We start from the raw sequence: 19,883 nt of genomic DNA, 5'->3' as shown, positions 1-19,883 counted from the left end.
CGCGGCGGCGCGTCAAACTGCGGAACCTTGGGCACCTCGATCTTCGGCGGCGGTGGCGGCGCAGGCAGCGGTGAGCGAGCCGCGCGCGTCCGGCGAGACATATTGCGCGCGGGCGGCCGGCTCTACCAACAGAGTAGCCAAGAGCGCAAAGCAGATCGACAATCGTCTCATGGGGGAACATGTCGTGCGCCAGCCGCCCCTATTCAACCTCACTATTCTTCAGGCGCGTTCTCGATCGGATCAAATCTGGTTGCGTCCAGACCCAGCAGGTTCCACGACTGCTGCATGTGCGGCGGCAACGGCGCGGTGGCGTCGATCACGCCGCCGCGCGGATGCGGGATGACGATCCGGCGTGCGAGCAGATGCAGCCGGTTCTGCAAGCCGCCGGGCAGCTGCCAGTTCTCGATGTTGAAATATTTGGGATCGCCGACGATGGGATGGCCGATATGGGCCATGTGGGCGCGCAGCTGGTGGGTGCGGCCCGTCACCGGCTTCAGCGACACCCAGGTCAGCTTGTTGCCGGCGGTCTCGACCACGGCGTAGTACGTCACCGCGTGACTGGCGCCCTCATCGCCATGCTGGGCGATGCGCATGATGGTGTCGTCCTCGCCCTCCTCCTTTGCAAGGAAGGTCGAGATGCGGCCCTGCTTCGGCTTCGGCAGGCCCGGCACCAAGGCCCAATAGACCTTTCGCGCCGAGCGCGAGCGGAACGCGCCGGTCAGGTGTGAGGCAGCGAAGCGCGTCTTGGCGATCAGGAGACAGCCCGAGGTCTCGCGATCGATACGGTGGACGAGACGCGGCTTCTGGCCTTTGGCATCGCGCATCACCTCAAGCATCTGGTCGATGTGCCGCGTCATGCCCGAGCCACCCTGCACGGCAAGGCCGGCCGGCTTGTTCAGGACGAGGACGTCGTCGTCCTCCCAGATCGTCATCTCCTTCAGCGCCTTCAGCGTCTTCTGCGCGGCCTCCGAGAGCTCGCCGACGACCTTCGGCGCATCGAGCTTGAGCGGCGGGATACGGACGCTCTGTCCCTCCTCCAGCCGGTCTTTGCTGTCGACGCGCTTGCCGTCGACACGCAGCTCGCCTTTGCGGACGACACGCTGGATGTGGGAGAACGACAGGCCGGGAAAGCGCGCTTCCAGGAAACGGTCAACGCGCATGTTGTTCTCGTCGGCCGTGACCGTGACGGTCTGCACCTTGGTCGGTAGCAGCGCCTCGACGGACTTTTCAGGCGCAGGCCTCTCCTGGACCGCTTTGGGCGGACGCCGCTCGGCGCGCTCGCCAACAAAGCGCGGCGGCTTACCGCCGGGCTTGCCACCCGGACGCGGTCCGGCCTTCTTCGCGCTACGCGCCTGATGCGGCCGCGAGTCGTCGCGCTCGTCACGCGAGCGCGGCTTTGGGTTCATTCTCTTGATGCGGCGGCTCATGGTTGCCTGCGTACCCTAAAAGCGGCCTTCCGTCACGACGAAATGGCCGCTTCTAGGGCGAGCCGCCCCGCTCCTTGCGCAGCTTGGCCCAGTAATCCAGCCGCTTCCTGATCTCGCGTTCAAAACCCCGCTCGGGCGGGTCGTAGAAGGTCTGACGTCCCAGGGCCTCCGGGAAGTAGTCCTGGCCGGAGAAGGCGTCCGGCGCGTCGTGGTCGTATGCGTAGCCGGAGCCGTAGCCTTCCGACTTCATCAGCTTGGTCGGGGAATTGAGGATGTGCTTTGGCGGTAGCAGCGAGCCGGCCTGCTTGGCGACCTGCATCGCGCTGCCAAAGGCGGTGTAGACCGCGTTCGATTTCGGCGCGGTGGCGAGATAGACCACGGCCTGGGCGATGGCGAGCTCGCCCTCGGGATGGCCGAGGAAGTCGAAGGCGTCCTTGGCGGCATTGGCGATGACGAGCGCCTGCGGATCGGCCAGCCCGATGTCCTCGACCGCCATGCGCACGACGCGGCGGGCCAGGAACAGCGGGTCCTCGCCAGCGTCCAGCATGCGCGCGAGGTAATACAGCGCGGCATCGGGATCGGAGCCGCGCACCGATTTATGCAGCGCCGAGATGAGATTGTAGTGGCCGTCGGCCGATTTGTCGTAGATCGGCGCGCGGCGCTGCAGAATCTCCTGCAGCTGCGCGGCATTGAAAATCTCGTCCGCCCGCGCCGAACGCCAGACTTCTTCGGCGAGCGTCAACGACGCACGGCCATCGCCGTCGGCCATGCGCACCAGCACCGCGCGCGCCTCCGCATCGAGTGGCAGCTTCCTGCCCTCGACGGCTTCGGCATGCACGAACAGCTTTTCGATCGCGGCGGCATCGAGCGAGCGAAACACCAGCACGCGCGCACGCGAGAGCAGCGCCGCATTGAGCTCGAAGGACGGGTTCTCGGTGGTGGCGCCGACCATGACGACAGTGCCGTCTTCCATCACCGGCAGAAAGGAGTCCTGCTGGGCGCGGTTGAATCTGTGCACCTCATCGACGAAGAGCAGCGTGCCCTTGCCCATCTCGCGACGGGCGCGCGCGGCATCGAACGCTTTCTTGAGGTCGGCGACGCCAGAGAACACCGCAGAGATCTGCTCAAAATGCAGATCCGTCGCGTCAGCCAGGAGCCGCGCCACCGTGGTCTTGCCGGTGCCGGGGGGGCCCCAGAACACCAGCGAGCCGAGCGTGCGCGTTTCCAGCATGCGCGTCAGCGCACCATCCGGGCCGAGGATGTGATCCTGGCCGACGACCTCCGACAGCGCACGCGGGCGCAGCCGGTCCGGCAGCGGATGCGGAGCATCGTGATCGAGCCCCGCCGCAGCAAAGAGAGTCGGTGTCTCCGTTGGTCGCTTCGGACTCATCCGCCCAGCGTGACGTTGATCTGCTGGCCACCACGCACCAGCGTGATGCGCCAGATCCGTGCCCGTTCACCTGCAGCCTTCTCGAGGTCGCCAGTCTTGCTGATCTTCTGATTGTTGACGGCCAGGATGATGTCGCCCTTCTGGAAGCCGACACTCGCAGCCGCGGTATCGCCGCCGATATCGGTGATCACGACGCCTTCGGTGTCGGCATCCAGACGCAGCTCATCGGCGACGGCCGGCGTGATGGTCGAAACCTTCGCGCCTTGGAACGGCGAACGCGCGGTGACGACGAGCTCGTTGCGCCCGGTGTCGGGCGCGGTCTCCAGCGCTACCGTGAGCTTCACCGACTTGCCGCCGCGCTGCACGTCGAGCTGCGCGGTGCCGCCGAGCGGACGGGTTGCGAAGCGATAGTCGAAGGCGTTGGGATCATCCACGATCTGGCCGTCGATCCCGGTGATGAGGTCGGAGGATTTCAGGCCGGCTTTCGCCGCCGGACCGTTCGACACCACGCTCGCGACCAGCGCACCGGTCGGCGAGCGCAAGCCGAGGCTCTCGGCGATGTCGGGCGTCACCGCCTGCAATTTCGCACCGAGCCAGGGCCGCTTCACCGCCTTGCCGCCGCTCTTGGCGGAGGCGACGACGACGCGCACCATGTTGGCGGGAATCGCAAAGCCGATGCCTTGCGAGCCGCCGGAGCGCGAATAGATCGCGGTATTGATGCCGGCGAGCTTGCCACCCATGTCGACCAGCGCGCCGCCGGAATTGCCCGGGTTGATCGCCGCATCGGTCTGAATGAAGAACTGATAGTCGGTGATGCCCACTTGCGTGCGCGCCAGCGCCGAAATGATACCCTGGGTCACGGTCTGGCCGACGCCGAACGGATTGCCGATCGCGAGCACGACGTCGCCGACCAAGAGCTCATCGGAATTGGTGAAGTCCAGCGTCGGGAACTTCTCCTTGCTGTCCTTCAGGCGCAGCACGGCGAGATCGGTCCGGGAATCCTTGAGCAGGATCTCGGCCTCGAACTCGCGCTTGTCCGACAGCGACACCTTCACCTGGTCGGCGCCCTCGATGACGTGGACGTTGGTGACGACGAGGCCGGAGGCATCGACGATGACGCCGGAGCCGAGCGAGCGCTGCATCTGCTCGGGCTGCTGGCCCGGCACGCCGAAGAAGCGGCGGAAGATCGGATCGTCCAGTAGCGGATTGCGGTTCTGCACCACCTTTGCGGCATAGACGTTGACGACCGCCGGCTGCACCCGCTGCACGATCGGCGCATAGGACATCCGCAGCTCGGCCGGCGACGACGGGACCCGACGGTCCTGCGCTGCAGTCGGATTGAAGGTGGCCGAAAAGGCTATGCACAGCGCCGTAAGGGCGGCAGTCCAGGTCGCTCGAAACATTCCTACCTCTTGGAAATGACGCCGGAATATAGGCGCGTTCGCCCCCCAATAGAAGAGCGCCGGAGGGCAATATTCGGCCGCCTCGAAGCCGTGTCCGGGATGCAAGGGTGCCGTGCGAATCGGCCATTTGCCCGGCGGCGGATTGGCATGATGTGCGTCATCTTGCATGGTGGTGTGAGGCGGATTCGGTTGCGGCGAATTTGCATCAGTAGGAACCGACGCAACCGCTCGCAGCGTCGCGGGGCAGTCATCGATCACACCTAGGCTCTCCGTTCGCGACTTGGGGAAAACAGTCAGATGATGGAGCGTAACGTGAGCAGAACAAGAATTGCGGCCACCGCGATTGGTCTCGCCGGCGCGCTGGCGGCCTCGCAGGCCCAGGCCCAGTCGGCAAGCAGCAGCGAGCAGGAGATCGCGCTGTTGAAGCAGCAGTTGAAGATGCTCGAGCAGAAGCTCGACAAGCTGCAGAGCCAGACCGCGGCGAACACGGCAGCCGCAGCAAAGGCGAAAGTCGAAGCCAAGGCAGAGGCAAAGGCCGAGGCGCGCGCGGAGGCAAAGGCCGCGGTGGCCAACGCCAACGCGGCAATCCCCGTCAAGGGGCCGGCGCCGGCGTCCGGCGTCGTCGTGACGATGCCGAACAACCGGCCGACGATCTGCACCGCCGACCAGGCCAACTGCGTCGCCATCACCAGCCGCCTGCATTGGGATGTCGGCGGCTATGACTATCGTCCCAACACCGCGGCCACCGTGCCGCAAAAGCTCGATAGCGGCCAGAACGTCCGCCGCGCGCGCATCGGTGTCACCGGCAAGTTCTTCCACGATTGGAATTTCGCACTGGTCTACGATTTCGGCGGCTCGTCCGACGGATTTGGCGGCGCCGCGCCGGGATCGCTGCCCGGCGGCGGCGTCTCCGGCGTCGAGAACGCCTATATCAGCTATACCGGCCTGAAGCCGTTCGGCGGCAAGATGGCGATCGAGGCTGGCATTATGGACCTGCCCTACACCATGGATGAAGCCACGAGCTCGAACGACATCATGTTCATGGAGCGCGCCTCGCCCGGCGTGATCGCGACCAACATCGCCGCCGGTGACTTCCGTTCCGCAGCCGGTGCGCGCTGGTTCAACGACCAGCTCTGGATCGGCGGCTATGTCACGGGACCGACGACCGGTGCGATCCATTCCGCCTCGAGCGCGGCGCCGCCCGGCACCAGCGAGCAATATGGTGCCGTGGCGCGCGTCGCCGGCAATCCGATCAGCACCAAGGACTACTCGGTGCATATCGGCGCCAATGCGCAATGGCTGATCCAGCCGCCGCGCAATCTCATCGCCAACACCCAGACGGTCACGCTCAGCGATCGTCCGGAATTGCGTCTCGACCCGACCACGCTGATCTCGACCGGCGCTATCGCCAATGCCTCGGGCGCGCAGGTCTACAGCGTCGAGGCGGCGGCGACCTACGGTCCGTTCATCGTCCAGGGCGAGTATTTCTGGTACAATGTCGATCGTACCGCCAACACGGCCGTGCCGCTGACGGGTGCACCGAGCCTGAAATTCCAAGGCGGCTACGCGCAGGCCGGCTATGTGCTGACCGGCGAAGGCCGCTCATACAATGCGGCGAACGCGGCCTATAGCGGCGTCAAGCCGGCGCACCCGTTCTCGCTCGACGGCGGCGGCTGGGGCGCGTGGGAGATCGCAGGACGGTTCTCGACGATCGACCTCAACGATCAGCTCGCGACCGCGAGCGGCGTCGCAGGCGGCCGGCAGACCGTCTATACGCTCGCGCTCAACTGGTACGTCAACGGCAACGTGCGCTTCATGCTCGACTATCTGCACGGCACGGTGTCGCGACAGGCCTCGCCGATCTCGACCGCCGACGTCGGCTCGAAGTTCGACGCGGTCGCGATGCGTACGCAGTTCGCGTTCTGAGACTCTACACATCTCCCATTGGGAGAGGTCGCGCCGAAGGCGCGGGTGAGAGGTTACGTTCCATCGAGGATGACGGCGCCCCCTCACCCGAATTGCTTCGCAATTCGACCTCTCCCCGTCGGGGAGAGGTAACGAACCGCACCGCCTGTGTTCTCCAAATCACGCCGCGCGCTTCTTCTTCACGACCACGGGCGGCGGCGCGCAGGACAACCGCTCCTGGTGGCTCTCGCCCCAGGCCTTCAGGATGTCGATCACGGGCCTCAGGCTCTCGCCCAGCTCAGACAGGCAATACTCCACGCGCGGCGGCACCTCGGCATAGACCTTGCGGATGACGAGCTTGTCTTCCTCCAGCGCGCGCAGCTGCTTCGTCAGCATGCGCTGGGTGATGCCAGGCATCCGGCGGCGCAATTCGCCGAAGCGCTGGGTGCCGCTCTGCAGGTGGTAGAGGATCACGCCCTTCCACTTGCCGTCGATCAGGTCCAGCGTCGCTTCGACCGCGCAGCCCGGGCGCCGGGCAAAATCGCGCCGTTTCATGCGTATTTTCCCAATAGTATCCAAACAGGGACTATATCCCCGAATTTACAGTACTTGCCAATTTGAAGCCAGGGCGACAGTTAGAGCGGCAGGCAAACAGCCCATCTGATGGAGACAAGCCATGAAGGCCGTCGGCTACAAGAAATCGCTTCCGATCGAGGACGCGGAATCACTGTTCGATTTCGAGACCGCTAAACCCGACCCCAAAGGGCGCGACATCCGCGTCGCGGTGAAAGCGATCTCGGCCAATCCGGTCGACTACAAAGTGCGCAAGCGCGCCGCCCCACCCGAGGGCGAGACGAAAATCCTCGGCTACGACGCGGCCGGCGTGGTCGATGCGGTCGGGCCCGACGTGACGCTGTTCAAGCCGGGCGACGAGGTGTTCTACGCCGGCTCGATCCTGCGCCAGGGCACCAACGCCGAATTCCATCTGGTCGACGAGCGCATCGTCGGCGCCAAACCGAAGAGCCTGTCGTTCGCCCAAGCCGCCGCTCTTCCCCTCACCTCGATCACCGCCTGGGAGCTGCTGTTCGACCGGCTCGGCGCGGTGCCGGGCAAGAGCGTCGATCCGCGCACGCTGTTGATCACGGGCGGCGCCGGCGGCGTCGGCTCGATCCTGATCCAGCTCGCCCGCCGCCTCACCGGGCTGACGGTGCTCGCCACCGCGACACGGCCGGAGTCGCAGAAATGGTGCCTCGATCTCGGCGCGCATGCGGTGATCGACCATGGCAAGCCGATGAAGGAGCAGATCGAGAAACTGAACCTGCCGCCGGTCGCACTCGTGGCCAGCCTCACCTTTACCGACCAGCACTACAAGGCGATTGCGGAATTCATGGCACCGCAGGGCAAGTTCGGCCTGATCGATGATCCTCCGGAGTTCACGATTGCCGCATTCAAGGGCAAGGCAATCTCGGTGCACTGGGAATCGATGTTCACGCGCTCCTCGTTCCAGACCCCTGACATGATCGCGCAGCATCATCTGCTCAATGATGTCGCCGACCTCATCGACAAGGGCGTGTTGCGCACCACGCTGGACCAGACCTTCGGCACAATCAACGCAGCCAACCTCAAGCGCGCGCACGCGCTGTTGGAGAGCGGCAAGTCGCGCGGCAAGATCGTGCTGGAGGGATGGTAGCTTTCGTCGGGTGGGCAACGCGCACTTGCGCAGTGCCCACCATCTCTCTCTAGTCGCGACAATGGTGGGCACGCTTCGCTTTGCCCACCCTACGGCACCGGCGTCCCTTCAACGAACAACAGCCGCCGCTCCAGCGCCGTCTGCCGCACCTTGAGCGCTTCGGCATATTCCCGCGAGGCGTACCATTCCTTCAGCCGCGCCATCGACGCGAACTCGACGATGATAATGGCTTTCGGCGGCAAATTGCCTTCGGCAAGCTCGGCCTTGCCGCCGCGGACGAGATAACGCCCGTCGTACTGCGCGATCGTCTTGGCAGCCAGGGCGCGATAGGCCTCGAATGCGGCGGGATCGCGCACCTCGACCTCCGAGATCACATAGGCCGCCATGCGCATCGCCTCAGGCGATCGTGTTGACGATGCCACCCTCGGCGCGCAGCGCTGCGCCGTTTGTGGCGGATGCCTCCTTCGAGGCGACATAGACCACCATGTTGGCGATCTCGTCGACGCTGGCGAAGCGCTGCAGCAGCGAGCTCGGACGATGCTGCTTGACGAAGTTGGCGGCGGCTTCATCCACGGACTGGCCGTTCTGCTTCGCGAGATCCTTGACGAACGTCTCGACGCCTTCCGACATGGTCGGGCCCGGCAGCACGGAATTGACGGTGACGCCGGTGCCGCTGGTGAGCTGCGCCAGGCCGCGCGCCACCGAAAGCTGGGCCGTCTTGGTCATGCCGTAATGGATCATCTCGACGGGAATGTTGAGCCCGGATTCCGAGGAGATGAAGACGATGCGGCCCCAATTGCGTGCGAGCATGCCCTTCATGTAGGCGCGCGACAGCCGCACGCCGCTCATCACGTTGACCTCAAAGAAGCGGCTCCAATCCTCGTCCGGAATATCGAAGAAATCCTTGGGCTCGAAGATGCCGGCATTGTTGATGAGGATGTCGACCTCGGGCAGCGCCGCAACGAGTGCCTTGCAGCCTGCCGCGGTCGAGACGTCGGCCGCGATGCCGCGGACCTTCCCGCCCGTCCCTTCCAGCCTGCGCACCGCCGCATCGACTTTGTCCTGGCCGCGGCCGTTGATCACGACGCTGGCGCCGGAGCCGGCGAGACCCCTGGCGATGGCGTGGCCGATACCGGCGGTCGAGCCGGTCACGAGAGCGGTTTTTCCGGAAAGGTCGATCTTCATGCGATATCTCCATGGATGCGGATGGAGATATCGGAAGCGGCTCCCTCAGCTGCAATCGGGGCTCACCGACGCGTGAGGAGCGTGAATGGTGGGCACGGCGCGCTAAGAGCGGGCCTTTGTCCACCCGACCGTTCCAACAAAAAAGCGGCGCCAAAGGCGCCGCTCTTGAAACGTCATGCCGATCGGGCTTTACGCCGCCTCGGCTTCCTTCTCCTGCACCGGACCGGAATCCTGGCCCTTAGCATCGACGTCGCGATCGACGAACTCGATCACGGCCATCGCGGCGTTGTCGCCGTAGCGGAAGCCGGCCTTGATGATGCGGGTGTAGCCGCCCTGGCGGTCCTTGTAGCGGGTCGCCAGCGTGTCGAAGAGCTTCTTGACCATGTCGACGTCGCGCAGCTCGGAGATGGCCTGACGGCGCAGCGACAGGCCGCCCTTCTTGCCGAGGGTGACGAGCTTCTCGACGATCGGGCGAAGCTCCTTGGCCTTGGGCAGCGTGGTGACGATCTGCTCGTGCTTGATCAGCGCGGCCGCCATGTTGGCGAACATCGCCTTGCGGTGCTCGGCCGTGCGGTTGAGCTTCCGATGAACCTTGCCGTGACGCATGTGTGTAGTCCTTCTTCGATTGTGTCGCGGTGGTTCAGCGACTGGTTTTCAGGTGGGCTTCCTGCGTTCGCCCTAGGCTGCGAGTGGCGAATGGTGAGTAGCGAATAGATCTTCTTCCCCTACTCGCCACTCCCTACTCGCCATTCGCTCAGTAATGATCCTCGAAGCGCTTGGCGAGCTCGTCGATGTTCTCCGGCGGCCAGCCCGGCACTTCCATGCCGAGGTGCAGACCCATCTGGGCCAGCACTTCCTTGATCTCGTTCAGCGACTTGCGGCCGAAGTTCGGGGTGCGGAGCATTTCCGCCTCGCTCTTCTGCACGAGGTCGCCGATGTAGACGATGTTGTCGTTCTTCAGGCAGTTGGCCGAACGCACCGACAGCTCGAGCTCGTCCACCTTCTTGAGGAAGGCCGGGTTGAAGGCGAGGTCCGGGATGATCTCCTGGGCGACTTCCTTGCGCGGCTCTTCGAAGTTGACGAACACGTTGAGCTGATCCTGCAGGATGCGGGCGGCGTAGGCCACCGAGTCATCCGGCGTGATCGCGCCGTTGGTCTCGATCGTCATGGTCAGCTTGTCGTAGTCGAGGATCTGGCCCTCGCGGGTGTTCTCGACCTTGTAGGAGACCTTGCGGACCGGCGAGTACAGGCTGTCGACCGGGATCAGGCCGATCGGCGCATCCTCGGGACGGTTGCGCTCGGCGGGCACGTAGCCCTTGCCGGTCGAGACCGTGAACTCCATGCGGATCTCGGCGCCCTCGTCGAGCGTGCAGATCTGCAGATCGGGGTTGAGCACGACCACATCGCCGACGGTCTGAATGTCGCCCGCGGTGACGACACCCGGGCCCTGCTTCTTCACGACCATGCGCTTGGGGCCCTCGCCCTGCATCTTGATCGAGATGTCCTTGATGTTGAGCACGATGTCGGTGACGTCCTCACGGACGCCCGCGATCGAGGAGAACTCGTGCAGCACGCCGTCGATGTGCACCGACTGCACCGCCGCGCCCTGGAGCGAGGAGAGCAGGATGCGGCGCAGCGCATTGCCGAGGGTCTGGCCGAAGCCACGCTCGAGAGGCTCGGCGACGATGGTCGCGAAACGCGAGGAATCGCTGCCGGGCGTGACCTGGAGCTTGTTCGGCCGAATCAGTTCTTGCCAATTTTTCTGGATCGTCACTGTTTCACCCATACAGGCCAGTCAATTTGACGGTGCAAATACTGGCGTTGGAGAAAGGCCGCAGATCATTCCCGCGGCTTCTTGCAAAGTCGCCGCGGGCGCCGACGCGCCCGCAGCTCGTCAAAATCAAACGCGCCGACGCTTGCGGGGACGGCAGCCGTTGTGCGGGATCGTGGTCACGTCGCGGATCGAGGTGACGGTGAAGCCGGCAGCCTGGAGCGCGCGGAGCGCCGATTCGCGTCCCGAACCGGGACCGGCGACCTCGACTTCCAGCGTGCGCATGCCGTGCTCCTGCGCCTTCTTGGACACGTCCTCGGCGGCAACCTGCGCGGCATACGGGGTCGACTTGCGCGAGCCCTTGAAGCCCATCGTGCCGGCCGAGGACCAGGCGATCGTATTGCCCTGCGCGTCGGTGATGGTGATGGTCGTGTTGTTGAACGACGAGTTCACATGCGCGACGCCGGAGGCGATGTTCTTGCGCTCACGACGACGAACGCGGGTGGCTTCCTTGCCCATTGAGTCCCTTTCCTGAAGATCTCAAACGCCGCCGTAATGCCAGCGGCTACACCTATGGAAGCGAATAGCGAGTAGCGAGTGGCGAATAGGGAAGCCCCCTACTCGCCACTCGCCACGTCCAATTCGCCAGTTTACTTCTTCTTGCCGGCGATGGCCTTGGCCGGGCCCTTGCGCGTGCGCGCATTGGTGTGGGTCCGCTGACCGCGCACCGGCAGACCGCGACGATGACGCAGGCCGCGATAGCAGCCGAGGTCCATCAGACGCTTGATGTTGATGCCGACCTCACGACGCAGGTCGCCCTCGACGAGATAGTCGCGGTCGATCACTTCGCGGATCTGGAGCACTTCGGCGTCGCTGAGCTGATTGACGCGACGATCCACGGGGATCTTCACCTTCTCGAGGATCTCACCAGCGATCTTCTGGCCGATGCCATGGATGTACTGGAGCGCGATCAGCACGCGCTTGTTGGTGGGAATGTTCACGCCGGCAATACGGGCCACGGCCTTCTCTCCTGTTGCCGATCCCTCGTCAGGGATCGGGCTTTAAGTGCTTGCTTTCTCGGGCAGGTGTTCACAAACGCGAACACGACGCCCACCCCCGGTCTTCCTGGGGCCCGGCATCGTCTGAAACTATCCGACTTGGATGCGGGGCTTATTAAGGGATTCCGGGGGCTTTCGTCAACCGCTGCTAGCGCTTGGCTCGCTTTTTCGTGACCTTTTTTGCGGCCTTTTTGGCACCCTTTTTGACCGACTTCTTGGCTGCTTTCTTGACGGCTTTCTTGGAGGCTTTCTTGGCCGCCTTCTTTGGGCCTTTCACCGCCGATTTGGCGGCCTTTTTAGCCGATTTGACGCCCTTTTTGACCGTTTTTGCCGGCCTTGCCGCCGCCTTCTTCCCCGCCTGGGCCTTTTTAGCCGGCGCCGCCTTGGCGGCGCTCCGGGCATGCGTCTTGGGCTCGACCGCCCCCAGAGCCAGCAGCTGGCGATGGATGGCGCGGGTGACCTCGTCGATGGTCATCATGCCGTCGATGGTCGAGAGTTTCCGCCGCTCGGAATAGTAGTGAATCAGCGGTTCCGTCTGGCTGCGATAGCTGGCCAGCCGCTTGGTCAGGACCTCCGGGGTATCGTCGAGCCGGACCTCCTCGCCGCGCTCCCGCATTTGGGCGACGCGGGTCTCGACGCGGCTCAGAAGCGCACTCTCATTGACCCGGAGCTCGATCACCGCGTCCAGCTTGAGGTGCTTGCGCTTGAGCAGCTCGTCCAGCGCCTCGGCCTGCGGCACGGTGCGGGGGAAACCGTCGAGGATGAAACCGCTCTTGGCGTCCGGCTGCTCGATGCGGTCGGAAATGATTCCCACCACGACGTCATCGGGCACGAGGCCGCCGCTCGCCATGATCTCCTTGGCCTTCAACCCGACCGGGGTGCCGGCCGCAACCGCGGCACGCAGCATCTCGCCAGTCGAGAGCTGGACGATGCCATAGCGCTGCACCAGGAGCTGGGCCTGGGTCCCCTTGCCCGACCCCGGCGGTCCCAGAAGTATAATTCTCATCGGCGTACGCCCCCCGGATTGGTGAGCGACACCTCGCGCACCTGCGTTTTGATATCAAGAACGGTGCAAACCACAACCAGCACTGCACCACCATTGACGACCATACTATAAGGCAGCCCGATCCCGTAAAGCTCGAACACCTCCGGAATCAACTGCAACGCCGTCAGGTAGACGGCTCCGACGACTGTCGTCAATGACACGACGCGATCGAGATAATCCGCGGTGGCCTCGCCGGGAGCGACACCGGGAATTGCGCCCTCATGGCGGGTCAGGGATTTGGCGGTGTATTCGGGATCAATCACATAAGCAGTGTAGACGAAGGCGAGCACGAACACGGCGATCGACACGAGAATGAGGTGCGCCGGCTGCCCCAGCTGGAGATGCCGGTAGGTTGCGGCAACCAGGGGATGATCGCCTCCCAGGATGAAGCCCGCAAAGGCAAGCGGCAGATAGAATATCCACGGCGCCACGGTGACGGGAATCACGAACCCGGCGCTGTTGAGCTTGATCGGCAGTACTGCATCGCGCACAGGCAGTTGCCGCGTACCGACGCTTTGTGCTGCGAACTGGACCCGGATATTTCGCCGCGCACCTTCGACAAGCACGATCACGACGACGATCGCGATCCAAAACACGACATGGCCGAGCACGAGATTGCCCGAGATCGTCCCGCTCCGCACGAGATCCGCGATACCGGCAATGTTTTGCGGAACGGCGACGATGAAGCCGGCACTCAAGATCAGCGCCAAGCCATTGCCGATGCCGTAGCGGGTCATCTGTTCGCTGAGCCACACCAGCACGACGACGCCGCCGACCATCGAGGCCGTAGCCGTCGTCACGAACCAGCCGTCGGGATTTTTGACGAGGCCCGGGATCGACGTCAGTGCCGAGGCGATGCCGTAGGCCTGAAAGGCCGCAATTCCGAGTGTGAGCCCGAGCGTGGCACGTGCGATCTTACGCCGTCCGCCCTCGCCGGATCGTTCGAGCGAACTCAGGCCGCGCCACACCATGGACAGCAGCCGGATCAAGATTGCCGCAGTCAGATAGGGAATGAGGCCGAGCGCAAAGATCGAAAGCCGGGAGACGAGATCCAGCGCCGGCGAGACGTCGGAGAGATTCAGTCCCGCAATCGGGATCTGCGTGCCGAGCCTGAAAAGGAGCAGCGCGCCGATCGTGAAAGCGATTCGGCGCGCGAGCTCCCTGCTCATCTACGGCGGCCCCGCAGCTTGGACTTGCGGATCAGACCTTCATACTGGTGCGCCAGCAGATAGCCCTGGACCTGCGCCACCGTGTCCATGGTGACGCTGACGACGATCAGCAGCGAGGTGCCGCCGAAATAGAACGGCACCGAGGCGTAGGAGATCAGGATTTCCGGGATCAAGCAGACGATGGCGAGATAAATCGCACCCAGCACGGTGATGCGCGACAGCACGTAGTCGATGTATTCCGCGGTGCGTTCGCCCGGGCGAATGCCGGGAATGAAACCGCCGTGCTTCTTCAGATTGTCCGCGGTCTCGGTCGGGTTGAACACGATCGCGGTGTAAAAGAAGGCGAAGAACACGATCAGCGCCAGATACATGATCAGGAACAGCGGACGGCCATGGCCGAGCTGTGTGGTGATCCACTGGAACCATTCCGGCCCGCTGCCCGTGTTGAAGTTCGCAACCGTCGTCGGCAAGAGGAGCAGCGAGGATGCGAAGATCGGCGGGATCACGCCGGAGGTGTTGAGCTTGAGCGGCAGATGCGAGGACTGGCCCTCGAACATCTTGTTGCCGACCTGGCGCTTGGGATACTGGATCAAGAGGCGGCGCTGGGCGCGCTCCATGAAGACGATGAAGGCGATCACGACGACGGCCATGATGATGACGACCAGGATCAGGCCGGTCGACATCGCGCCCTGACGGCCGAGCTCGAGCATGCCGGCGAGTGCCGCGGGCAACTCGGCGACGATGCCGGCCAGAATGATCAGCGAAATGCCGTTGCCGATGCCGCGCGAGGTGATCTGCTCGCCGAGCCACATCAGGAACATGGTGCCGCCGGTCAGCGTGATAGAGGTCGAGAGCAGGAAAAACAGTCCAGGTTCGCTGACGACATTGCCGGCGCCCTGAAGTCCTACCGCGATGCCGTAGGACTGGAACGCGGCCAGGATCACCGTGAGATAGCGGGTATACTGATTCAGCGTCTTGCGGCCGGCTTCGCCTTCCTTTTTCAGCGCTTCGAGCTGCGGCGACACCGTGGTCAACAGCTGGATGATGATCGAGGCCGAGATATACGGCATGATGTTCAGCGCGAAGATCGCCATGCGGTTGATGCCGCCGCCGGCGAACATGTTGAACATGCCGAGGATGCCGCCGGCCTGCGAGCGGAACACCTGTTCCCAGGCGCTCGGGTCGATGCCGGGCAGCGGAATGTAGGTCCCGAGCCGATAAACGAGCAGCGCACCCAGGGTGAACCAGATGCGCTTCTTCAGTTCGTCGGCCTTGGCAAACGCGCCGAAATTGAGATTGGCTGCCAGTTGTTCCGCTGCAGAGACCATCTTGGACTTTCTCCCGCCGCCTATTGCGCCGTTGATGCCCGCGGCCGGGCTGAATTAGCGGACGCCGGACATTATCTGGGGCTCGGCTTCGATAAGTCCACGTCCCGCATGCGTAAAGGCCCGCGAGGCGCGGGCCAATGACGCAGTTGTTACGCCGCCTCGCCTTCTTCCTTGGGCTGGGCGAGGATCTTCACCGAACCGCCGGCCTTCTCGACCGCGGCGATCGCGGTCTTGCTGGCGCCGTGCACTTCGATGTTGAGCTTGGACTTGAGCTCGCCTCGGCCGAGCAGCCGCAGGCCGCCCTTGGCGCGGCGCAGCACGCCGCCTTTCACCAGGGCCTCGACATTGACGACGCTGCCGGCGTCGATCTTCTTGGCGTCGACCGCTTCCTGGAGCCGGTCGAGATTGATCTCGGCGAACTCGACGCGGAAGATGTTGTTGAAGCCGCGCTTGGGCAGACGGCGATGCATCGGCATCTGGCCGCCTTCGAAACCCTTGATGCGCACGCCCGAACGCGCGGTCTGGCCCTTGCCGCCGCGGCCGGACTGCTTGCCCTTGCCGGAACCGATGCCGCGGCCGACGCGCATACGCTTCTTGCGCGAGCCGGCGTTGTCGGCGATATCGCTGAGCTTCATCGCCCTTCTCCTTGTGTCTTGCGCACGATCTTCACCGAAAACCGCTTCCCGCTCTCCGGGACCGTGCGCCTTTGCTTACTTCTCGTCGATGATGCGGACGAGATGGTGAACCTTCTCGATCATGCCGCGGACCGCCGGGGTATCCGGCAGTTCGCTGGTGCGGCCGATCTTGTTGAGCTTGAGCCCGATCAGGGTCGAACGCTGCGAGTGATGGCGGCGGATCGCGCTGCCGGTCTGCTCGACCTTGATCGTCTTTGCGGCCTTGGCCATGGGAGTCTACTCCGAAAAGCTTCCGTTAGTCGGCGGCCGCCTCGGCATCGCCGCCGATACGACGGGACTGGAGGGTGGACACCTTGATGTTGCGGCGGGCTGCGACCGAACGCGGCGAATCCTGGTGCTTCAGCGCGTCGAAGGTCGCGCGCACCATGTTGTACGGGTTCGACGAGCCGATCGACTTCGCCACCACGTCCTGGACGCCGAGCGTCTCGAACACGGCGCGCATCGGGCCGCCGGCGATAATGCCGGTACCGGCCGGAGCTGCACGCAGATAGACACGGCCCGCGCCATGACGGCCGGCGATGTCGTGATGGAGCGTGCGGCCCTCGCGCAGCGACACCCGCGTCAGGTTACGCTTGGCGGACTCGGTCGCCTTGCGGATCGCCTCGGGCACCTCGCGCGCCTTGCCGTGACCGAAGCCGGCGCGGCCCTTCTGGTCGCCGATCACGACCAGCGCTGCGAAACCGAAGCGCTTGCCGCCCTTGACGACCTTGGCCACGCGGTTGATGTGGACGAGCTTGTCGACGAACTCGCTGTCGCGCTCCTCGCGCTCCCTGCGTTCACGTCCGCCGCCGCGTTGATCGCGTCCACCACGTTGTTCGCGTTCTGCCATTTTTCTAATCCTTCAGAGACTTACGCCTCAATCCTCAAATTCTGTTAGAAGCTCAGCCCACTCTCACGCGCTGCATCGGCAAGAGCCTTGACGCGCCCGTGATAGAGATAGCTGCCGCGATCGAACACGACTTCCTTGACACCCTTCTCTGCAGCGCGCTCGGCCAGCAGCTTGCCGACCGCCTTCGCCGCATCGATGTCGGCGCCGGTCTTGCCGCCGTCGCGCATCGACTTCTCGAGCGACGAAGCAGAGGCCAGCGTCTCGCCCTTCAGGTCGTCGATGACCTGGGCGTAGATGTGCTTGGACGAGCGGAACACCGACAGGCGCGGACGGCCGCCGGCGGAACGGCGCAGCTTCAGCCGCACACTCCGCTTGCGCCGGGCATTCGTAACCTTGGCTTTCGACATGACCGGCTCCGTTACTTCTTCTTGCCTTCCTTGCGGAAGATGAATTCGCCCACATACTTCACGCCCTTGCCCTTGTAGGGCTCCGGCGGACGATAGGAGCGGATCTCGGCGGCGACCTGACCGACGCGCTGGACGTCGCTGCCCGCCACCGTGATCTCGGTCGGCTTCGGCACGGTGATCGTGATCCCCTCGGGGATCGGGTAGATCACGTCATGGCTGTAGCCGAGCGCGAGCTGCAGGTTCTTGCCCTGCATCGCGGCGCGATAGCCGACGCCGGTGATCTCGAGCTTCTTCTCGAAACCCTTGGTGACGCCTTCGACCAGATTCGCGACCTGGGCGCGAGCGGTGCCGTAGAGGGCCCGCGCGCGGTTGGTCTCGGTCCGCGGCTTGACCTTGACCTGGCCGTTCTCGAGCTTCACCTCGACGTCGTCGTGGACGACGAACTGAAGCTGGCCCTTCGGCCCCTTCATCTTGACGGTCTGCCCATCGACGGTCGCGGTCACACCCGACGGAACCGCCACAGGCCTTTTGCCAACTCGTGACATGGATGAAAAATCCTTCTCAGAACACCGTGAAGAGGACTTCACCGCCCACATTCGCGTCGCGCGCGCTGTGGTCGGCCATGATCCCCTTCGGCGTCGACAACACCGAAATGCCGAGACCGTTGTTCACCCGCGGCAGGTTCTTCACCGAGGCGTAGACTCTGCGCCCGGGCTTGGAAACGCGCTCAATCTCGCGGATGACGGGCTCGCCGTCGAAATACTTCAGCTCGATCTCGATCTCGCTGCGGCCCGAGGAGTGCTCGAGCGTGGCGTAACCGCGGATGTAGCCCTCGGCCTTCAGAACCTCGAGCACGTTCTCGCGCATCTTCGAGCCAGGCGTGGAGACCTTGGTCTTCGAACGCATCTGCGCGTTGCGGATACGGGTGATCAGATCGCTGATTGGATCGTGCGTAGACATCTAAACGACCCTCCTTACCAGCTGGACTTCACGAGGCCCGGGACCATGCCCTTGGAGCCAAGTTCGCGCAGCGCGATACGGGACAGCTTGTTCTTGCGATAGTTCGAGCGCGGACGGCCCGACAGCTCGCAACGCAGGCGGATGCGGGTCGCCGACGAGTTGCGCGGCATTTCCGCCAGCTTCAGGGTCGCGGCGAACCGCTCCTCCATCGGCAGCGTCTTGTCGGCGATGATCGCCTTCAACCGCTCGCGCTTGGCGGCGGCGTTCTTCACCATCCGCTTGCGCCGGTTGTTCTTCTCGACTGAACTCTTCTTTGCCATGCTTGGCTCCTGGGTATCCGCGTTTGAGAGGCTCTAAGTCAGCGTCTCACTGCCGGAACGGGAAATTGAAAGCGGTCAACAAGGCCCTCGCCTCTTCGTCGGTCTTGGCCGTGGTGCAGACGGTGATGTCCATACCGCGGGCTTCCGTGACCTTGTCGAAGTCGATCTCGGGGAAAATGATGTGCTCCTTGATGCCGAGCGAGTAGTTGCCGCGGCCGTCGAAGCTCTTCGGGTTCAGGCCGCGGAAGTCGCGCACACGCGGCAGCGCGACGTTCACCAGGCGATCGATGAACTCGTACATGCGGGCCTTGCGCAGCGTGACCTTGCAGCCGATCGGCTGGTTCTCACGCAGCTTGAAGGTCGCGATCGCGATGCGCGAATAGGTGACGATCGCCTTCTGGCCGGCGATCTGGGTCAATTCGGCAGCGGCGGTCTCGGCCTTCTTGCGGTCGTTGACGGAATCGCCAACGCCCATGTTCAGCACAACCTTGTCCAGGCGCGGAACCTGCATGACATTCTCGTAACCGAACTTTTCGGTCAGAGCCGTGCGGATCTTCGCGTCATATTCCGCGCGCAGGCGCGGCGTGTAAGCGGCCTCAGCCATCGATCTCAGCTCCCGAGCTCTTGGCGATGCGGACCTTCTTGCCGTCCGCCAGAATCTTGAATCCGACGCGGGTCGGCTTTCCGTCCTTGCCGACATACGCGATGTTGGACAGTTGGATCGGCGCCTCTTTCGAGATGATGCCGCCCTCCTGGGCCTGCGTCTGCTTCTGGTGACGCTTGACCATGTTGATGCCGCGCACCAGCGCGGTGCCGGCGTCGGGGCGAACCTCGAACACTTCGCCGGTGCGGCCCTTGTCGCGGCCGGTCAGCACGACGACCTTGTCGCCCTTGCGGATCTTCGCAGCCATCACAGCACCTCCGGCGCGAGCGAGATGATCTTCATGTGGTTCTTGGCGCGCAGCTCGCGCGGCACGGGCCCGAAGATACGGGTGCCGACCGGCTCGGACTGGTTGTTGATCAGCACGGCGGCGTTGCGGTCGAAACGGATGACCGAGCCGTCGGCGCGGCGGATGTCCTTGCGGACGCGCACCACGACGGCCTTCATCACGTCGCCCTTCTTCACCTTGCCACGCGGAATGGCTTCCTTGATCGACACGACGATGATGTCGCCGATCGTGGCGTAGCGGCGCTTGGAGCCTCCGAGCACCTTGATACACATGACACGGCGTGCGCCAGAATTGTCGGCCACGTCGAGGTTGGTCTGCATCTGAATCATTGATGCACCTCGTCCTCTTTCT

25 protein-coding genes are annotated in these 19,883 nt (G+C 64.1%); 2 read left to right on the top strand and 23 right to left on the bottom strand.

From position 1 onward, the window contains the following. Positions 1-212 precede the first annotated feature (212 nt). Genes I6F20_RS02150 through I6F20_RS02140 form a run of 3 tightly spaced genes read right to left on the bottom strand, consistent with a single transcriptional unit; the run spans position 213 to position 4,220 of the window. Entirely contained in the window at positions 213-1,427 is a 1,215-nt protein-coding gene (locus I6F20_RS02150) for an RluA family pseudouridine synthase (protein WP_036041468.1), read from the bottom strand. A gap of 52 nt (positions 1,428-1,479) precedes the next feature. Then, positions 1,480-2,817 (bottom strand): replication-associated recombination protein A, encoded by a 1,338-nt coding sequence (locus tag I6F20_RS02145; protein ID WP_225113222.1) that lies wholly within the window; start codon positions 2,815-2,817, stop codon positions 1,480-1,482. After that, positions 2,814-4,220 carry a DegQ family serine endoprotease gene (locus I6F20_RS02140; protein WP_036027581.1) on the bottom strand — a complete coding sequence of 469 codons (1,407 nt, stop codon included), beginning with the start codon at positions 4,218-4,220 and terminating at the stop codon, positions 2,814-2,816. The genes I6F20_RS02145 and I6F20_RS02140 overlap by 4 nt, the downstream gene beginning before the upstream one ends. 312 nt (positions 4,221-4,532) lie before the next feature. Between I6F20_RS02140 and I6F20_RS02135 the strand changes: the two genes are divergently transcribed. Next, the gene (locus I6F20_RS02135; protein ID WP_074448164.1) at positions 4,533-6,146 is read left to right on the top strand and encodes an OprO/OprP family phosphate-selective porin; all 1,614 of its coding nucleotides are present in this window, start codon (positions 4,533-4,535) and stop codon (positions 6,144-6,146) included. A gap of 159 nt (positions 6,147-6,305) precedes the next feature. Here I6F20_RS02135 and I6F20_RS02130 read toward each other — a convergent pair whose 3' ends face one another. Next, positions 6,306-6,680 carry a winged helix-turn-helix transcriptional regulator gene (locus tag I6F20_RS02130; RefSeq protein WP_225124906.1) on the bottom strand — a complete coding sequence of 125 codons (375 nt, stop codon included), beginning with the start codon at positions 6,678-6,680 and terminating at the stop codon, positions 6,306-6,308. Positions 6,681-6,801: 121 nt separating this feature from the next. On the opposite strand from I6F20_RS02130, the gene I6F20_RS02125 reads away from it, so the two are divergent. Next, positions 6,802-7,815, top strand: a complete 1,014-nt coding sequence (locus I6F20_RS02125) for a zinc-binding alcohol dehydrogenase family protein (protein ID WP_225124905.1) — start codon at positions 6,802-6,804, stop codon at positions 7,813-7,815. Between the two features lie 89 nt (positions 7,816-7,904). On the opposite strand, the gene I6F20_RS02120 is transcribed toward I6F20_RS02125, so the two are convergent. From I6F20_RS02120 to rplN, 19 genes are all read right to left on the bottom strand, one after another. After that, positions 7,905-8,201 (bottom strand): DUF1330 domain-containing protein, encoded by a 297-nt coding sequence (locus I6F20_RS02120; RefSeq protein WP_036027590.1) that lies wholly within the window; start codon positions 8,199-8,201, stop codon positions 7,905-7,907. A gap of 10 nt (positions 8,202-8,211) precedes the next feature. After that, the gene (locus I6F20_RS02115; protein WP_225124903.1) at positions 8,212-9,000 is read right to left on the bottom strand and encodes an SDR family NAD(P)-dependent oxidoreductase; all 789 of its coding nucleotides are present in this window, start codon (positions 8,998-9,000) and stop codon (positions 8,212-8,214) included. 189 nt (positions 9,001-9,189) lie between these two features. After that, positions 9,190-9,606 carry a 50S ribosomal protein L17 gene (rplQ, locus tag I6F20_RS02110; protein WP_025036979.1) on the bottom strand — a complete coding sequence of 139 codons (417 nt, stop codon included), beginning with the start codon at positions 9,604-9,606 and terminating at the stop codon, positions 9,190-9,192. Between the two features lie 148 nt (positions 9,607-9,754). Further along, on the bottom strand, positions 9,755-10,786 hold the full coding sequence (locus I6F20_RS02105; RefSeq protein ID WP_036011050.1) for a DNA-directed RNA polymerase subunit alpha: 1,032 nt from the start codon (positions 10,784-10,786) through the stop codon (positions 9,755-9,757). Positions 10,787-10,900: 114 nt separating this feature from the next. After that, complete coding sequence (rpsK, locus tag I6F20_RS02100) at positions 10,901-11,290, bottom strand: 30S ribosomal protein S11 (protein ID WP_007603045.1); 390 nt, start codon at positions 11,288-11,290, stop codon at positions 10,901-10,903. A gap of 131 nt (positions 11,291-11,421) precedes the next feature. Then, positions 11,422-11,790 carry a 30S ribosomal protein S13 gene (rpsM, locus tag I6F20_RS02095; protein ID WP_008549231.1) on the bottom strand — a complete coding sequence of 123 codons (369 nt, stop codon included), beginning with the start codon at positions 11,788-11,790 and terminating at the stop codon, positions 11,422-11,424. Positions 11,791-11,977: 187 nt separating this feature from the next. After that, positions 11,978-12,835, bottom strand: coding sequence for an adenylate kinase (locus I6F20_RS02090; protein WP_036011049.1), 858 nt, complete (start codon positions 12,833-12,835; stop codon positions 11,978-11,980). Then, on the bottom strand, positions 12,832-14,043 hold the full coding sequence (locus I6F20_RS02085) for a preprotein translocase subunit SecY (RefSeq protein WP_225124901.1): 1,212 nt from the start codon (positions 14,041-14,043) through the stop codon (positions 12,832-12,834). The genes I6F20_RS02090 and I6F20_RS02085 overlap by 4 nt, the downstream gene beginning before the upstream one ends. Then, positions 14,040-15,371 carry a preprotein translocase subunit SecY gene (gene secY / locus I6F20_RS02080; RefSeq protein WP_036011045.1) on the bottom strand — a complete coding sequence of 444 codons (1,332 nt, stop codon included), beginning with the start codon at positions 15,369-15,371 and terminating at the stop codon, positions 14,040-14,042. The genes I6F20_RS02085 and secY overlap by 4 nt, the downstream gene beginning before the upstream one ends. A 149-nt stretch (positions 15,372-15,520) precedes the next feature. Then, the gene (gene rplO / locus I6F20_RS02075) at positions 15,521-16,006 is read right to left on the bottom strand and encodes a 50S ribosomal protein L15 (RefSeq protein WP_036011044.1); all 486 of its coding nucleotides are present in this window, start codon (positions 16,004-16,006) and stop codon (positions 15,521-15,523) included. 75 nt (positions 16,007-16,081) lie between these two features. Continuing rightward, positions 16,082-16,276, bottom strand: coding sequence for a 50S ribosomal protein L30 (gene rpmD / locus I6F20_RS02070; protein WP_025036984.1), 195 nt, complete (start codon positions 16,274-16,276; stop codon positions 16,082-16,084). A gap of 25 nt (positions 16,277-16,301) precedes the next feature. Beyond that, a complete protein-coding gene (gene rpsE, locus I6F20_RS02065; RefSeq protein ID WP_025036985.1) occupies positions 16,302-16,895 on the bottom strand; it encodes a 30S ribosomal protein S5 in 594 nt (197 codons plus the stop codon). A gap of 44 nt (positions 16,896-16,939) precedes the next feature. Continuing rightward, positions 16,940-17,302, bottom strand: coding sequence for a 50S ribosomal protein L18 (gene rplR / locus I6F20_RS02060; RefSeq protein ID WP_024342458.1), 363 nt, complete (start codon positions 17,300-17,302; stop codon positions 16,940-16,942). Between the two features lie 11 nt (positions 17,303-17,313). After that, entirely contained in the window at positions 17,314-17,847 is a 534-nt protein-coding gene (gene rplF, locus I6F20_RS02055; protein ID WP_036011036.1) for a 50S ribosomal protein L6, read from the bottom strand. 16 nt (positions 17,848-17,863) lie between these two features. Continuing rightward, positions 17,864-18,262, bottom strand: coding sequence for a 30S ribosomal protein S8 (gene rpsH, locus I6F20_RS02050; RefSeq protein WP_024342456.1), 399 nt, complete (start codon positions 18,260-18,262; stop codon positions 17,864-17,866). 14 nt (positions 18,263-18,276) lie between these two features. Further along, positions 18,277-18,582, bottom strand: coding sequence for a 30S ribosomal protein S14 (gene rpsN / locus I6F20_RS02045; RefSeq protein WP_028137018.1), 306 nt, complete (start codon positions 18,580-18,582; stop codon positions 18,277-18,279). 46 nt (positions 18,583-18,628) lie between these two features. After that, a complete protein-coding gene (rplE, locus tag I6F20_RS02040; RefSeq protein ID WP_025036988.1) occupies positions 18,629-19,186 on the bottom strand; it encodes a 50S ribosomal protein L5 in 558 nt (185 codons plus the stop codon). Beyond that, positions 19,179-19,493: a 50S ribosomal protein L24 gene (gene rplX / locus I6F20_RS02035; RefSeq protein WP_011088142.1), complete on the bottom strand. Its 315-nt coding sequence runs from the start codon at positions 19,491-19,493 to the stop codon at positions 19,179-19,181. Before rplX ends, rplE begins: the two co-directional genes overlap by 8 nt. Beyond that, a complete protein-coding gene (gene rplN / locus I6F20_RS02030; RefSeq protein WP_007603030.1) occupies positions 19,493-19,861 on the bottom strand; it encodes a 50S ribosomal protein L14 in 369 nt (122 codons plus the stop codon). Before rplN ends, rplX begins: the two co-directional genes overlap by 1 nt. Positions 19,862-19,883 lie beyond the last annotated feature (22 nt).

It is taken from the genome of Bradyrhizobium sp. IC3123 (assembly GCF_020193625.1).
Classification (GTDB): Bacteria; Pseudomonadota; Alphaproteobacteria; order Rhizobiales; family Xanthobacteraceae; genus Bradyrhizobium; species Bradyrhizobium yuanmingense.
Note: the sequence above shows the minus strand (reverse complement) of the source record. Positions and strands in the feature narration are given on the sequence as shown.

Coding starts and splice junctions, on each gene's coding strand:
- I6F20_RS02150 (WP_036041468.1), bottom strand. CDS start 1,427: ATGAGCCGCCGCATCAAGAGAATGAACCCAAAGCCGCGCTCGCGTGAC.
- I6F20_RS02145 (WP_225113222.1), bottom strand. CDS start 2,817: ATGAGTCCGAAGCGACCAACGGAGACACCGACTCTCTTTGCTGCGGCG.
- I6F20_RS02140 (WP_036027581.1), bottom strand. CDS start 4,220: ATGTTTCGAGCGACCTGGACTGCCGCCCTTACGGCGCTGTGCATAGCC.
- I6F20_RS02130 (WP_225124906.1), bottom strand. CDS start 6,680: ATGAAACGGCGCGATTTTGCCCGGCGCCCGGGCTGCGCGGTCGAAGCG.
- I6F20_RS02125 (WP_225124905.1), top strand. CDS start 6,802: ATGAAGGCCGTCGGCTACAAGAAATCGCTTCCGATCGAGGACGCGGAA.
- I6F20_RS02120 (WP_036027590.1), bottom strand. CDS start 8,201: ATGGCGGCCTATGTGATCTCGGAGGTCGAGGTGCGCGATCCCGCCGCA.
- I6F20_RS02115 (WP_225124903.1), bottom strand. CDS start 9,000: ATGAAGATCGACCTTTCCGGAAAAACCGCTCTCGTGACCGGCTCGACC.
- rplQ (WP_025036979.1), bottom strand. CDS start 9,606: ATGCGTCACGGCAAGGTTCATCGGAAGCTCAACCGCACGGCCGAGCAC.
- I6F20_RS02105 (WP_036011050.1), bottom strand. CDS start 10,786: ATGGGTGAAACAGTGACGATCCAGAAAAATTGGCAAGAACTGATTCGG.
- rpsK (WP_007603045.1), bottom strand. CDS start 11,290: ATGGGCAAGGAAGCCACCCGCGTTCGTCGTCGTGAGCGCAAGAACATC.
- I6F20_RS02090 (WP_036011049.1), bottom strand. CDS start 12,835: ATGAGAATTATACTTCTGGGACCGCCGGGGTCGGGCAAGGGGACCCAG.
- I6F20_RS02085 (WP_225124901.1), bottom strand. CDS start 14,043: ATGAGCAGGGAGCTCGCGCGCCGAATCGCTTTCACGATCGGCGCGCTG.
- secY (WP_036011045.1), bottom strand. CDS start 15,371: ATGGTCTCTGCAGCGGAACAACTGGCAGCCAATCTCAATTTCGGCGCG.
- rplO (WP_036011044.1), bottom strand. CDS start 16,006: ATGAAGCTCAGCGATATCGCCGACAACGCCGGCTCGCGCAAGAAGCGT.
- rpmD (WP_025036984.1), bottom strand. CDS start 16,276: ATGGCCAAGGCCGCAAAGACGATCAAGGTCGAGCAGACCGGCAGCGCG.
- rpsE (WP_025036985.1), bottom strand. CDS start 16,895: ATGGCAGAACGCGAACAACGTGGTGGACGCGATCAACGCGGCGGCGGA.
- rplR (WP_024342458.1), bottom strand. CDS start 17,302: ATGTCGAAAGCCAAGGTTACGAATGCCCGGCGCAAGCGGAGTGTGCGG.
- rplF (WP_036011036.1), bottom strand. CDS start 17,847: ATGTCACGAGTTGGCAAAAGGCCTGTGGCGGTTCCGTCGGGTGTGACC.
- rpsH (WP_024342456.1), bottom strand. CDS start 18,262: ATGTCTACGCACGATCCAATCAGCGATCTGATCACCCGTATCCGCAAC.
- rpsN (WP_028137018.1), bottom strand. CDS start 18,582: ATGGCAAAGAAGAGTTCAGTCGAGAAGAACAACCGGCGCAAGCGGATG.
- rplE (WP_025036988.1), bottom strand. CDS start 19,186: ATGGCTGAGGCCGCTTACACGCCGCGCCTGCGCGCGGAATATGACGCG.
- rplX (WP_011088142.1), bottom strand. CDS start 19,493: ATGGCTGCGAAGATCCGCAAGGGCGACAAGGTCGTCGTGCTGACCGGC.
- rplN (WP_007603030.1), bottom strand. CDS start 19,861: ATGATTCAGATGCAGACCAACCTCGACGTGGCCGACAATTCTGGCGCA.